This is a genomic window from Flaviramulus sp., from assembly GCF_982512915.1.
The window spans coordinates 59,335-75,376 of sequence record NZ_CEWOCJ010000002.1 but is presented as its reverse complement, the minus strand read 5'-3'; the positions used below and the strand labels follow the sequence as shown (position 1 = coordinate 75,376).

12 protein-coding genes are annotated in these 16,042 nt (G+C 30.4%); all 12 read right to left on the bottom strand.

Going from position 1 to position 16,042, the window contains the following annotated elements; translation table 11 throughout:
* Positions 1-79: 79 nt before the first annotated feature.
* The 12 genes from AC1XJX_RS01905 to AC1XJX_RS01850 all read right to left on the bottom strand — a co-directional run bounded on the left by AC1XJX_RS01905 (position 80) and on the right by AC1XJX_RS01850 (position 15,887).
* On the bottom strand, positions 80-2,569 hold the full coding sequence (locus tag AC1XJX_RS01905) for a PAS domain S-box protein (RefSeq protein ID WP_482002273.1): 2,490 nt from the start codon (positions 2,567-2,569) through the stop codon (positions 80-82).
* 90 nt (positions 2,570-2,659) lie between these two features.
* Complete coding sequence (locus tag AC1XJX_RS01900) at positions 2,660-3,199, bottom strand: heme NO-binding domain-containing protein (RefSeq protein WP_482002272.1); 540 nt, start codon at positions 3,197-3,199, stop codon at positions 2,660-2,662.
* On the bottom strand, positions 3,196-3,633 hold the full coding sequence (locus AC1XJX_RS01895) for a response regulator (protein ID WP_482002271.1): 438 nt from the start codon (positions 3,631-3,633) through the stop codon (positions 3,196-3,198). Before AC1XJX_RS01895 ends, AC1XJX_RS01900 begins: the two co-directional genes overlap by 4 nt.
* Positions 3,634-3,753: 120 nt before the next feature.
* Positions 3,754-5,373: a M1 family metallopeptidase gene (locus tag AC1XJX_RS01890; protein ID WP_482002427.1), complete on the bottom strand. Its 1,620-nt coding sequence runs from the start codon at positions 5,371-5,373 to the stop codon at positions 3,754-3,756.
* A 25-nt stretch (positions 5,374-5,398) separates the two neighbouring features.
* Positions 5,399-6,211: a M23 family metallopeptidase gene (locus AC1XJX_RS01885; RefSeq protein ID WP_482002270.1), complete on the bottom strand. Its 813-nt coding sequence runs from the start codon at positions 6,209-6,211 to the stop codon at positions 5,399-5,401.
* A 1-nt stretch (position 6,212) separates the two neighbouring features.
* Entirely contained in the window at positions 6,213-7,544 is a 1,332-nt protein-coding gene (locus tag AC1XJX_RS01880; protein ID WP_482002269.1) for a M28 family peptidase, read from the bottom strand.
* A gap of 1 nt (position 7,545) precedes the next feature.
* Positions 7,546-8,010, bottom strand: coding sequence for a DUF6265 family protein (locus AC1XJX_RS01875; protein ID WP_482002268.1), 465 nt, complete (start codon positions 8,008-8,010; stop codon positions 7,546-7,548).
* Between the two features lie 103 nt (positions 8,011-8,113).
* A complete protein-coding gene (locus AC1XJX_RS01870; RefSeq protein WP_482002267.1) occupies positions 8,114-9,925 on the bottom strand; it encodes an acyl-CoA dehydrogenase family protein in 1,812 nt (603 codons plus the stop codon).
* A 20-nt stretch (positions 9,926-9,945) separates the two neighbouring features.
* Positions 9,946-11,136, bottom strand: a complete 1,191-nt coding sequence (locus AC1XJX_RS01865) for an acetyl-CoA C-acyltransferase (protein ID WP_482002266.1) — start codon at positions 11,134-11,136, stop codon at positions 9,946-9,948.
* A 4-nt stretch (positions 11,137-11,140) separates the two neighbouring features.
* Positions 11,141-13,534 carry a 3-hydroxyacyl-CoA dehydrogenase NAD-binding domain-containing protein gene (locus tag AC1XJX_RS01860; protein ID WP_482002265.1) on the bottom strand — a complete coding sequence of 798 codons (2,394 nt, stop codon included), beginning with the start codon at positions 13,532-13,534 and terminating at the stop codon, positions 11,141-11,143.
* A gap of 1 nt (position 13,535) precedes the next feature.
* Entirely contained in the window at positions 13,536-13,991 is a 456-nt protein-coding gene (locus tag AC1XJX_RS01855; RefSeq protein ID WP_482002264.1) for a MarR family winged helix-turn-helix transcriptional regulator, read from the bottom strand.
* A gap of 123 nt (positions 13,992-14,114) precedes the next feature.
* Complete coding sequence (locus tag AC1XJX_RS01850; protein ID WP_482002263.1) at positions 14,115-15,887, bottom strand: AMP-dependent synthetase/ligase; 1,773 nt, start codon at positions 15,885-15,887, stop codon at positions 14,115-14,117.
* Positions 15,888-16,042 lie beyond the last annotated feature (155 nt).

The window sequence follows — 16,042 nt, the reverse complement described above, 5'->3', positions numbered from 1 at the left end:
TATATAAAACTCAATAATAATTTTTTAAATCAGTCTATTATTTTGCAATTAAAAATTAATAGGCTGATTTTTAAGTCTATTATTTGGGTAATGTAAAATAAAAAGTAGTCCCAACATGTAATTTTGAATCAAACCAAATTTCACCTCCATGAGATTCTACTATTTTTTTTACAATTGACAAACCAATACCACTTGAGTCTGTTCTATTATTAAGTTTTTTAAATATTTCAAAAACAAGATAAAAATGTTCTTTATCTATTCCAATACCATTATCTTCGATAGAAAATTTAATAAATTCAGCTTGATTTTCCCAATTAATATTTACAAAACTATCTTTTGTTGAATCTTTATATTTGTAAGCATTATCAAGTATATTTTGAAATATTTGTTTAGCTTTTGTTTCATTTAATTTAACTTCAGGTAGTGTTTTTACTATATTTATTTCTAAAGTTCCCATACTATCTCTATTTAAATTAGTTATAATAGAGCTAACTATTGGTTGTAATTCAGATTTATTACCAGTAATTGATGAAGATGCTCTAAGTTCAGAAAATTGTAGGGTATTAGAAATTAACTTATCCATATCATTAACAGACTCTAAAATAATAGAAATATATTCTAAACTTTCTTCATTTAATTTACCAGCATTATCTTCTTTTAACCAGTTAATACAAGACGATATAGTTCTTAATGGTGTTTTTAGATCATGTGATACTACATGGGCATAATTATAAAGTTCTTTATTACTCTCAGTTAAATCTGTAATTAACTTTTCATTTTCAATATTTAATTTTTTTAATTGTGTAATATCTAAATGAATCCCTACTGAACCAATTACATCACCTTTAATATTGTAATTAGGTGCGCCACTAATGAGCCAGTACTTGGTATCTCCATTTTTAGTATTAATTTCAATTTCATAGATATCATCAATGCCTTTTTCACGAATTTTATTTTTTTGATTCATGATTTCTACCTCCTGTTTTTTTAATAAAACCTCTTTTGCTTTTTTTCCAATAAGTTCACTGGAATTATAACCACTCATATTGCAAAAGGCATTGTTTACAGTTAAGATAGTATCATTATTATCAACTTCCATTAATCCCAGATTAATATTGTCTATAATATTTTCGTATTTTTTATTTTGATATTCTATACTTTTATCATAATTAATTTGAAGTGTAACATCTCTATATGTCCACATATGGCCATCTAAATTTTCGTTATGGTATATTGGGGTGTAATCTCTAGATACAAATCTACCATCTTTTAATTCTAGTATTTCATTAGTTACTACTTCTTCATTTTCAATGATTTCTTCAACTCTTCTTAAAAATTCATCTTCATTTACAAAATTGCCTTTAGAATTTTCTCTTGCAATTTCACATGATAGTCCTATTAATTGATGTTGGTACTCAATTGGAATATTAAATAAATTTAAAAAAGCATGACTAACAAATTCTATATATCTGTCTTTAGATTCAATAATCTTAGCATCAGAATAACTTTCAAAAATAATTTCTAATCTATTTTTTGTTAATTCAAGTTCCTTTTGTTTCAGTGATTTTTCTAATTCTGTAGCACAGTTTTTTAAATGTAGAGCAATTAAAACTGAAATTTTAGATAAACTAGTTAATTGATCTTTAGTGAAATGATTTTTTTCAGGATGTTCAGAGTCAATAATACCAATTACTTTATCATCCAATAAAATTGGAATAGTAATTTCGGACAATCTAGTTGCATCATCAACAACGTAATCTAAATCTTTAGATGTATCATTGATTATTTCACCTTTTTTATTTCTTGTGACTCTTCCAACTACACCTTTATTTAGTGGTATTGATACTTTATTTTTTGATAAATTATTAGAATTTAATTTTTTATCAGTTCTAGCTAATTGGACTAACTCGTTATTAACTATACCATAAAACACACAATCATTAGTATTTAAAAATTTTGAAACATAATTAACCAAACTATACGCATTACTAAAAATATCATTTGATTTTAATAAATCTTTCAAAATTTGACTTTCAAAATTTTCAAACTTCTCTAGTTTTTGTATTTGCAAATCAATTAAATACTGTTCGGTTACATCTCTTACTATTGCTTGATATGCATATGGTTTTTTATCAGAATCAATTAAAATTTTTGCTTTAATATCAACGTATTTTTTTTCTTTATTTCTATTTAAAAATTCATAATGAAAAGTTGTGTTTTTACATTTAAAATTATCTTTTTTAAATAGTTCGTAGATTTTATTTTTATTCTTAGTAGAAAATTGAGAGATATTACTTAGTTTAAAATCTTTTTCAAGACCAATAAGTTTAGAGGCTTCTTTATTGATTTTTAAAATGTTACCTTTAAAATCTACTACAAATAATGCATCAACAAGATTATCTAATAGATCGGTTTGAAATTCTTCTTGGGTTAATACTTTATTTGAAAGTTGTATATTATTTTCATAAAGCTCTCTTAAGCGATTTTCTACAAAACTTTCAGCAAGTTCTCTAGATTTACGCTCCCTTTCTAGGGCTCTTTTTAAAATTAATATTTCGTCTGTAATCAAAATAAATAGGTTTTTAAGTTAAAATTGAATTTAAAAAATTATTTAATTTGTAAGATTAGTTACAGTTTTAGTGAATTCCATCTCAATAATCTAATCTAGTTCAATATCAAATTTCACTCCTTTATTATGATCAAAAGACGTATCAATTTTAACAGTTCCATTTACTTTGAAATGATTAAGTGTTTCTTTTATTAAACCAATAGCAAAGTAAGTTAAACCTTTCCCAGAATTATAAATTATAGTTAATTTACAATCCGTTTTTTCAACAATTCTAAAAGTTGGAAGATCGGCATCATTGTATAGTTTTTTTACTTCAATATGTATATGATTTTCAATACCAGCTATTAAATCTAATGGATTACTATAGTGTTCTGTAATATATGAATGCTTGCCTACGAGATATGGAAAAACAAAAATCCCAAATTTCTCTAGTAAAATATCTGTGTGTGTATTTGTTTTTTTAGATACAAAGGTTAAAAGTGTAACTAGCTCATCAAAATCATAGTTGTTATATGAGCTATAAATACCTTCAGATTGCAAATTCGAATTCGTAATCATTTCATCAACCACCTGTAATCCTAGGTTTGATTCAATAAATTCTATAAAATTGGTAAAAATGAATCCTTTCATGAAGTTTTTTTGAATTTGTTATCTAAATTTTTTAAAACTTTATGTCCTTTTGATTGTTTCCAATACTCTATTATTAGTTTAATATTAGATTTGTATTTTGTAAAATCGACTACTTTTACAAAATATCCCGCACAACCTAATAATTGGCATTTTTCAATATCAGAAATGTTATTTGAGGTTGAATGAATTATGACTGGAATTGATTTTAAATCATCATTTTTTTTGATGGTAGATAAGAACTCTATACCATCCATAATGGGCATATTTAAATCTAGTAAAATAAAATCTGGTAAGTTGCTTTTATGTTTTAATAAAAAATTTAAAGCTGTTAGTCCATTTTCAGCTATATCTAATTCTATTTCTGGATATTCGGAAAAGATTTTTTTTAACCCTAGAATAACTATTTTATTATCTTCTGCTATTAATACTTTCATTTATTTTCAATTAATTGAATTAATCTATAATGGTGAGAGTATTATAAAACGAGAGCAGATTACTGATATAACCTTTACAAATATAAATAAATATATTATAATGTAATTTATAAATTGTATTTATTCAAGCGTTTTTGCAATAACATAAAAATTCTTATCAACTCTTAAAGTAGAATTTTTGTTTTCCAAGTTTAATGTTTGCCATTCAACTTTTGGGAATAACCATTGTTCTTTTTCATTAATAGTTACTTGAACGGGCATATCAAAATTATCAACTATGTTAATCCATCTATATTTAAGTTCTTTATTTTCAATTTTATATTCTAGAGTAGGTATACGTGTATCTCTTAAATATTGATTAAAAAACTCAGTTAAATCAATACCAGTTTCAGTACTTAAAAAATCTTCAATTTGTTTTGTGGTAACGGTTTGATGATAAAACGTAACGTTCATTTTACGTAAAGTTTGTCGCCACTTTTCATCATCTTTTATAAGTTTACGCAGCGTATGTAACATATTAGCACCTTTATAATACATATCACTAGAACCTTCATTGTTCACATTATAGTTTCCAATTATAGGTTTGTCGTTTTGTATGTTTTTTCTTGTGCCTATAACATATTCAGCAGATGCTTCCTTTCCGTAGTAAAAATCTAAAAATAGATTTTCTGAGTAAGCCGTAAAACTCTCATGAATCCACATGTCTGCGATATCCTTATTAGTAATATTATTTGCAAACCACTCGTGTCCAGATTCATGAATAATTATGAAATCAAATTTTAAACCCCAACCAGTGCCAGATAAATCATTACCTAAGTAACCCATTTTGTATTGATTCCCGTAAGTTACAGAACTTTGATGTTCCATACCTAAATATGGAACTTCCACAAGTTTGAAGCCATCTTTATAAAAGGGGTATTGCCCAAACCAATGCTCGAAAGCTTTCATCATTTTAGGAGCATCTTTAAAATGTTCTTTTGCTTTTACTAGATTATATTTTAAAACATAATAATCCATATCTAAATTACCTCCTTGTCCATCATATACCTCTGAAAAGTGAGCGTAATCTCCAATATTAATATTTACGCCATAGTTGTTTATAGGGTTGTTTACAAACCAAGTATAAGTTTTAGTATCTCCAATTTGTTCTATTTTCCTGAGTCTTCCATTAGATACATTCATAAGTTTTGATGGCACATTAACACTAATTTGCATACTATCAACTTCATCATACATGTGGTCTTTATTAGGCCACCAAACACTAGCTCCCAAACCTTGGCAAGATGATGCTATGAAATGATTACCATTAGTATCTTTTTTCCATGAAATGCCTCCATCCCATGGGGCTCTTACAGCTTCTTTTGGATTTCCTTCATAATAAACATCTAAACTATTTACATCATTACTATTTTGAGAATCTTTAAGTTTTATAAAATGCGCAAACCCATCATTAATAACTTCTAATTCTTTTCCATTTTGAATTACTTTAGTAATTTTTAAGGGTGTTTGTAAGTCTATTTGCATTACAGAGTTTGGTTCCAAAACTTTGTATTGAATGGTGTTTTTCCCTGAAATGAATTTTTCTTCTGGATTTACTTTGATGTCTAAATAATAATATGTTAAATCCCACCAAGCGCGTTCTGGTGTGATGCTACCTCGCAAAGTGTCTTGTTTAGTAAAATTTGATTTTTCTTTTAAAAGTGCTTGTGAAAATGATTGTAATGACATCAAAACAATCATAAAATTAATAACCAGTTTAAATCTATTAATCATTTTTAAATATTTTATTTTTTTTATAAGTTTTCCCTTCCAAAGAATTTAAGTAAATGGGGATTGAGTTTAACCCTTTTTTTGTGGGTTTAAATATGCCAAAATGGAGATGTGGTGTGGTGGTCCAACCCGTAAATCCAGAAAGTCCAATAGGTTGATTAATTGTAACAGAATCTCCAACTTTTATTAAATTAGAATGCTGTTTTAAATGGACATACTGAGCTATTGTATTATCTGAATGGTAAATTACTATGTAATTAGCAAAGGGTCTGAATTTTTTTGTGGTTCCTTGTTTATTATGATGACTTACTACTTTTATAACAACACCATCACGAGTAGCAACAACTGTATCACCAATATTCATTTTAAAATCTATAGTATGTCTAGAAACTTCATTATTATGAGTAAAACTTCCATTGTAACCCTGTATTACTTTATATTGCTTTCCTTTTAAATAGGGTAAACCATAATTATAGGTAGTATCATAAGATTGTTTTTTTTCGTCATGATAACCATAATAATGTTCGAATTGATATTTTTTTAATATAGAAATTGAATCTTCATCTATTTTTCCAAATTTTAGTAACCGACTAGTTTCTCTAGCTTCAGATTGAATGTAACGGACGGTATTATTTTCTAGATTTTCAATTTTAGAAAAAACTGGGCAATAAAGTGTGTTTTTGTAAATAACCAATAATGAATCTTTTGAATATTCAAACGAAACGCTTACTGAGTTTTGTGATTTTCCAGCACAACTAGTTAGTATAAAAAACAAAAACAAATACCATACGTTATAGACTCTAATCACTTTATCTCATAATTTTATTTGGAAATACTACAGTACTTTCAAAACCATTTTCTCCAACTGTAGCTACTCCAAAAAAGGAATTATCAATAACGATGCCTTTTAGTGTAAAATCGGTTACATCCCCTACATATCTACTATGATCCCAAGTGGGTGAGGTGGTATCTCGCCAATATATTTTATAACCTTTAGTACCTTCTACCTTATCCCATTTCAATTTTGCATCTGCTTCAACAATACCACCAATAGCAATATTTTTAGGCAATGGTGGTGCCCAAGCTAAACTAGCCAAATTTATAGCATTTACAGCGGTTAGTTTTTTTGCATAATCAAAATTAACATGTTCTAAAACATCGCCATATTTAATACCGTTTTCCTCACGGATATCTTGATGTTGTTGGGTATAGTTTTCATGGGCTTCCATAATTCTTATGCCTGCAAAACCTAAATCGTTAAATGGACGATGATGGCCACCACGACCAAATCTATCTAATCTGTAAATCATCATCGGGTTCATTTCTGGCATATATGTTTTTACAGTTTTATGAACATAACGAGCTAATTGACGCGAAATACCATCTACTTCACCACCATAAAAACGTCTAGAATTTCTCTCACGATCAGTTTCATTTGCAGGAACGGGCTCAGAAAAAATTCTAAAAGTTCGATTGTCAATCACACCATCTACACCGTTAATATTTCCAATCATATCATTATTAAGTACTCCAATTACTTCCCAGTTATTTTCTTTCGCATATTTAGCTAATCCAGCACCACCAAACAAACCTTGTTCTTCACCAGATAAACCAACATAGATGATACTATTTTCAAATTGGTATTTAGATAATACTCTAGCAGCCTCAATAGTTCCAGCCATTCCAGAAGCATTATCATTGGCGCCTGGGGCATCTGTTGTAAAATCCATGGTATCACTTGCACGTGAATCGATATCACCACTCATAATAATGTATCGGTTTGGGTATTTGGTACCTTTTTGTACTGCAACTACGTTAACTACCCATGCATCATGAGGGACTCTTCCATTACCTTCTTTTGTTACAAAATCTTTTTGATAAAACACATTTAAGCAATTATTACAACCTTTAGAAATGGTTTCAAATTCAGATTTTATCCAACGTCTAGCTGCACCAATACCTCTGGTATTTGATAAGGTGTCGCTAAAGGTGTTTCTAGTGCCAAAGTTTACTAAAGTAATAATATCTTTTTCAATTCTTTCAGCTGAAACCTCATCAATAATATCATATATTTTTTGATTTGTTTGTGCAAAAATGATTGTAGTAAATATGAGAGTAAGTGCTATGAATATGTTTTTCATATTATTTTGTGTAATTAAATTTAACTGTTTCAATTGATCCATTTTCTTGACGAATGTCTACATAAACATTCATTTCATTACTACTTATTTTTTCGAAAGTCATACCTTCGAAAATAGCTTTTGTTAGTGTTATTTTTATTAATGGGAAATCTACAGTTTCATCTTTCGTTTCCCAACCTTTTAAATCTGAACCAAAATGTTTTAATTGAAGAATAAGAGTGTTTTCAACTTCGCGGATTATTTCTATTTCATAAAAAACTACATTACCTTTATCAATCAATTTAAAAGAAGCCATCATGGAACCTCCTGAAGGTTCACTCCAAATTTCTTCAGTGATTCCTCCAAATGCTTCACCTTTCCAATTTCCAGCAATCCAACTTATATTAGATAGTTTAGCTTCAAGTTCTTGATCTTGTGAAAAACAAAAAGTTGATATAAAGAATAAAAAGACAATTAGCTTTTTCATAGTTAAATTTTATCTAAAAATACTGAAAATAAAAAACGCTCCGAAATAAATTCGAAGCGTTTTTAAAAATTGAGTTAGTCACATTAAAAAATACTGCTTAAAACTAAAAGCAGTACTTATTTTCTTTAATTACTTTTTCAGCAATAATATTTCTTAACTCTATGATATTAGGCATGTTCACGTATTTAATATAACGTTTTAATCCCATGAGCATCATACGTTGTTCATCGCCTGTTGAAAAAGATATGATAGAATGTTTTCCAGCAGTTTCTATCACATCAATAGCATGAAATAAATTTAATTTTGCCATAGCTATTTGTTCTTTAACCTTTTCTTCCCCATCTTTTTTAACCATTTTTTCTGCACGTAAAATTGCAGACTCTGCTAAATATATTTGAATTAGAATATCGGAAGCAGCCAACATAAGTTGTTGATGTTTTTCTATTTGCTCACCATATTTTTGTAAAGCAGCTCCAGAAACCATTAAGAATAATTTTTTAAGGTTAATAATGATACTTTTTTCTTCCGAAAATAATTCAGAATAATCTGGCGTTTCAAATGAAGGAATGCCAGTTAATTCGTTAGCAACTGCTGTTGCAGGACCTAATAAATCGACATGACCTTTCATGGCTTTTTTAATAAGCATGCCAATACTTAACATACGGTTTATTTCATTTGTACCTTCATATATTCTGGCTATACGGGCATCTCTCCAAGCAGATTCTATAGGAGTTTCTTCTGAGAATCCCATGCCACCAAAAATTTGAATACCTTCATCAGTACAATTTTGAGTATGTTCAGATACCGCTACTTTTAAAATAGAGCATTCAATAGCATATTCTTCAACACCTTTTAATTCAGCTTCTTGGTGCGTATCTTTACCATTATTTTGACGAAGTATAATTCGATCTTCAATGTTTTTTGCAGCTCTGTAACTCGCAGATTCGCCAACCCAACAGTTGGTAGCCATTTCAGCTATTTTTTGGCGTATAGCACCAAAACTAGATATAGGTGTGTTAAATTGAATACGCTCATTAGCATATTTTACAGATTCTGTAATAACCCTACGTTGTGCATCTAAACAAGCTGCAGCTAATTTTATTCTACCAACATTTAAAGCGTTCATAGCAATTTTAAAACCGTTTCCTCTAGTGGATAACATGTTTTCAATTGGTACAACCGTATCGTTAAAAAATACCTGACGAGTAGAAGAGGCACGAATTCCCAATTTGTGTTCTTCTTCTCCCATAGTAATACCGTTAGGATTAGCAGGGTTGTATTCTACAATAAATCCAGTGATATTTTTATCATCTTCAATGCGTGCAAAAACAATCATCAAACTACAGAATCCTGCATTGGAAATCCACATTTTTTGCCCCGTAATTTTATATGACTTACCATCTTCAGATAAAACTGCTTTAGTTTTACCAGAATTGGCATCACTACCAGCACTAGGTTCAGTTAAACAATACGAACCAAACCATTCGCCTGAAGCTAATTTTGGCACATATTTTAGTTTTTGTTCTTCAGTTCCATATAGGGTTATTGGCATGGTTCCAATACCTGTATGAGCTCCAAAAGCAGTACTGAATGATCCGGTAGCTCCAGATATATAGTCGCAAACTAACATGGTATCTACAAATCCCATACCCATGCCACCATATGCTTCAGGTACAGAAATACCTAAGAAACCTAGTTCTCCAGCTTTACGCATCACATCTTCCGTTAAAGCGTAATCTTTCTTTTCAAATTGGGCTTTTTTAGGCCAAATTTCTCTGTCAACAAATTCTTTAACAGCTTCTTTCATCATAAGCTGTTCTTCATTAAAGTCTTCAGGAGTGAAAATATCTTCACATTTGGTTTCTTTTACAAGGAATTGACCACCACGTAAAATATCTTTTTCAGTTGCTTCCATCACTTATTGTTATTTATATCTTAATTTAAAAATTCAAAAATACCACATGCTCCTTGGCCAGTACCAACACACATAGTAACAGCACCGTATTTTCCTGTCATATTCCGCTTTCGCATCTCATCAAATAATTGAACAGAAAGTTTAGCGCCAGTACAACCTAGAGGGTGTCCAAGTGCAATAGCACCACCATTAACATTAATGATATCTGGATTTAAATTTAATTCTCTTATTACAGCTAATGATTGAGAGGCAAAAGCTTCATTAAGTTCAATTAATTCTAAATCTGATTGTTTTAAACCGGCTTGCTTTAAGGCTTTTGGAATGGCTTTTACAGGCCCAATTCCCATAATACGAGGCTCAACACCTGCAGCTGCATAATTGACTAATCTTGCAATTGGCTCTAGATTTAATTCTTTAACCATATCTTCACTCATTATCATTACAAATGCAGCACCATCACTCATTTGAGAAGAGTTACCAGCAGTAACACTTCCGCCTTGAGCAAAAACTGGTCGTAGGTTTGCAAGTGCTTCCACACTTGTTCCAAATCTAGGCCCTTCATCTTTAGTGACTATATATGATTTAGTTGCTTTTTTTCCATTTTCATCAATATATACTTGTTCTACATTGATAGGAACAATCTGATCTTGAAAACGGTTTTCAGATTGTGCTTTTAGGGCTTTCATATGTGATTGAAAAGCAAATTCATCCTGATCTTCACGAGAGACTTTAAACTGGTTAGCAACCGCCTCAGCGGTATTTCCCATGCCCCAATAATACTCTTCATGGCCAGCCTTAACTGTATCATAGTTTAATTCTGGTTTAAATCCTGTCATGGGTACAGAACTCATACTTTCTGAACCTCCAGCAATTATGCAATCTGCCATTCCAGCTTGAATTTTTGCAGTAGCTATTCCGATGGTTTCGATTCCTGATGAACAAAAACGATTCACAGTAACACCAGGAACATCAACACTGTTTAATCCAATTAATGAAATAAATCTTGCCATATTTAAACCTTGAGAGCCTTCAGGCATAGCATTACCAACGATAACATCATCAATTCTTGAGACATCTAGGTTAGGTAATTCTTTCATCATGTGCTGAATGGTTTCAGCACCCAATTCATCAGCTCTCTTAAATCGAAAAACACCCTTTGGGGCTTTACCAACTGCTGTTCTGTATGCTTTTACTATATATGCTTGTTTCATTGTTTTAATTTCTTAAAGGTTTACCAGTTTTTAGCATGTGTTGGATGCGTTCTAAAGTTTTACGTTCTGTACATAAGCTCAAGAAAGCTTCACGTTCTAAATCCAATAAATATTGTTCACTTACAAGAGTAGGCTCTGACAAATCACCACCAGCCATTACGTAAGCTAATTTATTTGCAATTTTATGATCGTGTTCACTTATAAAATTAGAAGCTTCCATGGAATCTGTTCCAACTAAAAACATTCCTAAAGCTTGTTTACCTAATACCTTTACATCTTTACGTTTAACTGGTTGAGTATACCCAGCTTCAGCCATTAATTTAGCGTGTGCTTTGGCCGTTGCTATTTGTCTATCTTTATTAACAACTACAATATCTTTTCCTTTTTGAAGAACACCCATATCAAAGGCTTCGTAAGCTGATGTTGCTACTTTAGCCATACCAATAGTTAAGAAATATTCTTGCAAGGTATTTAATTCAATATCACCTTTTTTGAAAGTATCTGATGCTCTTAACGCCATTTCTTTAGAACCTCCACCACCTGGGATGACACCAACGCCAAATTCAACTAACCCGATGTAAGTTTCGGCTGCAGCAACTACTTTATCGGCATGCATTGAAAGTTCACAACCACCACCTAGCGTCATACCATGTGGCGCTGAAATTGTTGGAATTGAAGAATAACGCATACGCATCATCGTGTCTTGGAAATATTTGATTGCAGCATTTAATTCATCATATTCTTGCTCAACAGCCATCATGAAAATCATTCCAATATTGGCACCAACTGAGAAATTAGCTCCTTGATTTCCAATTACTAATCCTTGGAAATCTTTTTCTGCTAAATCAACAGCTTTATTTAATCCAGCTAAAACGTCTCCACCAATTGTGTTCATTTTAGATTGGAATTCACAATTTAAAATGCCATCGCCTAAATCTTCAATAACAACTCCAGAGTTTTTAAATACTTCTTTAGACTTTCTAATATTATCTAAAATGATAAAGCTATCCTGTCCAGGAACTTTAACTTGAGATTTTTTAGGAATATCATAAGCATAAGTAGCACCTTCTTTAATTGTATAAAAAGACGTGCTTCCCGAAGCTAACATGTCTGTAACCCATTTGTTTGGTTCTAAACCTTCAGCTTTCATGATTTCTAAACCTTTTTCCAAACCTATGGCATCCCAGATTTGAAAAGGACCGTGTTCCCAACCAAAACCTGCTTTCATAGCATCATCAATTTTATAAAGGTCGTCAGTTATTTCTGGGATTCTGTTAGAAACATAGGCAAATAATGCAGCAAAACTTTTTCTGTAAAATTCACCAGCTTTATCTTTTCCAGAAACTAATACTTTAAAACGCTCAACTACTTTATCAATAGTTTTTGTTAATTCTAAAGTAGCAAAACTAGCACGTTTGTTAGCTCTATATTCTAGGTTGTTTAGGTCTAGCGTTTTAATTTCTTTACCTTCTTTTTTATAGAAGCCTTGTCCTGTTTTACTACCTAACCATTTGTTTTCGATCATGGTGTTGATGAAATCTGGAAGTTTAAAAAGCTCTAAACGTTCATCATCTTTACAATTTTCTGCAATACCATTTGAAACATGCACAAGGGTGTCTAAACCAACAACATCAACCGTACGAAAGGTAGCTGATTTTGGACGGCCAATTACAGGTCCAGAAAGTTTATCAACTTCTTCAATAGTTAAATTCATTTCTTTAACTGTATGAAATAAACTCATAATGCTAAAAATTCCTATTCTGTTTCCGATGAATGCTGGTGTGTCCTTTGCAACTACTGAAGTTTTTCCAAGAAATTGTTCTCCATAACCATTTAAAAATTCTAATATTGAAGCCTCAGTTTTTGGACCTGGAATAATTTCGAATAACTTTAAATACCTTGCAGGATTAAAAAAATGAGTACCACAAAAGTGCTTTTGAAAGTCTTCACTTCTGCCTTCACTCATAAATTTTATAGGAATACCCGATGTATTTGATGTTATCAAAGTGCCAGGGGTTCTATATTTTTCTAATTTTTCAAAAACTTGCTTTTTGATATCTAAACGTTCAACTACAACTTCCATAATCCAATCAACATTTGCAACTTTGGCAATATCGTCATCTAAGTTTCCAGTAGTAATTCTATCTGCAAATACTTGATGATAAATAGGTGAGGGTTTAGATTTAAGAGAAACTGTTAAGGCATCATTAACAATTCTGTTTCTAACAACTTTATCATCTAAAGTTAAACCTTTTGCTTTTTCTTTATCGTTTAATTCTCTCGGAACAATGTCTAATAATAAAACATCAACGCCAATATTAGCAAAATGACATGCGATGCCACTTCCCATAATTCCAGAACCAATAATGGCTACTTTTTTAATTCTACGTTTGCTCATTTTATTTTGAAATACTTTCTGTTTGATTGTAAATTTTTTTATTTGAAACCATGTCGTTTATGATTTCGGAAACTTCATAAAAGTGTTTTAGTTTTTCTTCTGAAATATTACTTTTTATAGCTTCATTAAATGTGAGTACTTTTTCTTTTGAATAAGCTCTTTTTTCTCTTCCAAATTCAGTCAATGAAATTATAACGCCTCTGCCGTCTTCTGGGTTAGGATTTCTTTCTATTAAACCCTTATTTTCCATTGTTTTTAGTATTCTTGATAAACTCGTTGCTTCCATTCCTAATTTAGGACCTAATGCAGTTGATGGTGTCCCTTTTTCCGGATCGATACTTAATAAAGTAAACCCAGTAGCCATCGTACTTTCAAATTTAGCGGCTTCTTCATTATACATTTTTTGTACAGTAAGCCATGTAGTTCGAAGCACATAATCGATGGTTTTTTCTTTCATATTTTTTGATTGGTGATATCAAATATATAAAAAATTTATTATGCATGCATAATAAATTCAAGAAAAAATGGAATGTTTATCTATTACTTCAATTTTAATTATCGCTATTTAAGTAGTTGAGCGTTAAGGGCGATAAATTTTTTCGACAAGTTCTTGATATTTTTTCTTTATAACATCTCTTTTCATCTTCATGGTAGGTGTAAGATGTCCGGCATCAATAGACCAAATTTCTGGAGTCAATTCAAAGCGTTTTATTTGTTCCCATTTACCAAACTTTAAATTGCATTTATCAACCTCTTTCTGTATTCTAGTTTGAATAATTTGTGAATTAGCTATATCATCTAATGATGCTCCTACAGTTAAATTTTTTCTTTTAATCCAATCGCTTACAAATTCAAAATTTAATTGAATTAAAGCGGCAGGCATTTTTTCGCCTTCACCAATTACCATAACTTGTTCTATAAAGCGAGATTGTTTTAAATCATTTTCAAGAAGTGTAGGAATCACATATTTACCACCCGAGGTTTTAAACATTTCTTTTTTACGACCAGTAATTTTTAAAAAACCATCGGCATCAATTTCTCCTTTATCTCCAGTATGAAAATAATCACCTGTCATAACTTCTGCTGTTTTTTCATCATCTTTGTAATAGCCTAACATGACATTAGGGCCTTTTATTAAAATTTCACCATCTTCAGCTATTTTAACTTCCACATTATTAATAGGTTTTCCAACGGTACCTACTTTAAACATATGGTCGCCATATTTCCCAACTGATACAACAGGAGAGGTTTCTGTTAAACCATAACCTTCCATAATATGCATACCTGCAGCTGAAAAAACTCTTGCTAAACGTGGTTGTAGTGGTGCACTTCCAGATACCATAGTATATAATTCGCCACCCAATGCTGCACGCCATTTACTAAATATAAGTTTGCTAGCAATGCTTAATTTAAATTCGTACAAAGCACCATTTTGTTTATAAGGTTCCCATTTTTCACCTAAAGCAACAGCCCAATAAAATAATGCTTTTTTTATTCCTGTTAGTTCTTCGGCTTTAGCCATTATTTTATCATAAACTTTTTCAAGAAGCCTAGGAACCACACTCATTAAATTAGGCTTAATTTCTTTGGCATTGTCACCAATTTTATCAATGCCTTCAGCAAAATATATTGAAGTTCCAGCATATTGATAGATGTATATAAGGACACGTTCAAAAATATGACAAATAGGTAAAAAACTTAAAACTTTAGTATTACTTCCTCTTAAAGGAACTCTAGAAAAACTATCAAGTACATTACTAGTTATATTCCAATGTGAAAGCATTACCCCTTTTGGTTTTCCGGTTGTTCCAGAAGTATAAATAATAGTTGCTAAATCTTCTGGTTTAACTTCGTCTTTTCTAGTTTCAACTTCATTTTGATTACTCTCATCTTTACCAAGTTCAAATAATTCAGAATAGTGTTTACAACCTTTAATATGATCAAAAGAGTAAACCTCTTTTAATTTGGTATTAGCTTTAACTTTATTTACTTTTTCAAGAACTTCTTCATCTGAAACAAAACAATAAATAGACTCACTATGGTTAAGCACATATTCATAATCCTCAGCACAAATAGTTGGATAAATTGGTATATTTTGAGCACCAATTTGAAGCACACCAATATCCATAATATTCCATTCTGTTCTATTTGTTGAAGAAATTACAGCAATTTTATCATTTTTTTTAATACCTAATTTTAGCAAAGCTCTACTTATAGTGTTTGCTTTTTTTAAATATTCTTGAGTTGATGTTTTAACCCATTCCCCATTATATTTTGTAACTAAAGCCGCATCATTTGGCTTATTTTCTAATTGGTAATACGCAAAGTCGAAAAGTCTCTTTATTTCTGTCATTTTTTCTATATAGAATCTTGTATTGCAAAGTATGAAATAAAATAGAATTTTCAAATATCATAACCTAAAAGGGATGTTTTAATATTTAAATGAATTTTTTTTTGAGAATATGTTAATAATTTTAGATTAAAATAATATAAAATTATATGATATAA

Coding starts and splice junctions, on each gene's coding strand:
- AC1XJX_RS01895 (WP_482002271.1), bottom strand. CDS start 3,633: ATGAAAGTATTAATAGCAGAAGATAATAAAATAGTTATTCTAGGGTTA.
- AC1XJX_RS01900 (WP_482002272.1), bottom strand. CDS start 3,199: ATGAAAGGATTCATTTTTACCAATTTTATAGAATTTATTGAATCAAAC.
- AC1XJX_RS01850 (WP_482002263.1), bottom strand. CDS start 15,887: ATGACAGAAATAAAGAGACTTTTCGACTTTGCGTATTACCAATTAGAA.
- AC1XJX_RS01890 (WP_482002427.1), bottom strand. CDS start 5,373: ATGATTGTTTTGATGTCATTACAATCATTTTCACAAGCACTTTTAAAA.
- AC1XJX_RS01875 (WP_482002268.1), bottom strand. CDS start 8,010: ATGAAAAAGCTAATTGTCTTTTTATTCTTTATATCAACTTTTTGTTTT.
- AC1XJX_RS01865 (WP_482002266.1), bottom strand. CDS start 11,136: ATGAAACAAGCATATATAGTAAAAGCATACAGAACAGCAGTTGGTAAA.
- AC1XJX_RS01880 (WP_482002269.1), bottom strand. CDS start 7,544: ATGAAAAACATATTCATAGCACTTACTCTCATATTTACTACAATCATT.
- AC1XJX_RS01860 (WP_482002265.1), bottom strand. CDS start 13,534: ATGAGCAAACGTAGAATTAAAAAAGTAGCCATTATTGGTTCTGGAATT.
- AC1XJX_RS01855 (WP_482002264.1), bottom strand. CDS start 13,991: ATGAAAGAAAAAACCATCGATTATGTGCTTCGAACTACATGGCTTACT.
- AC1XJX_RS01870 (WP_482002267.1), bottom strand. CDS start 9,925: ATGGAAGCAACTGAAAAAGATATTTTACGTGGTGGTCAATTCCTTGTA.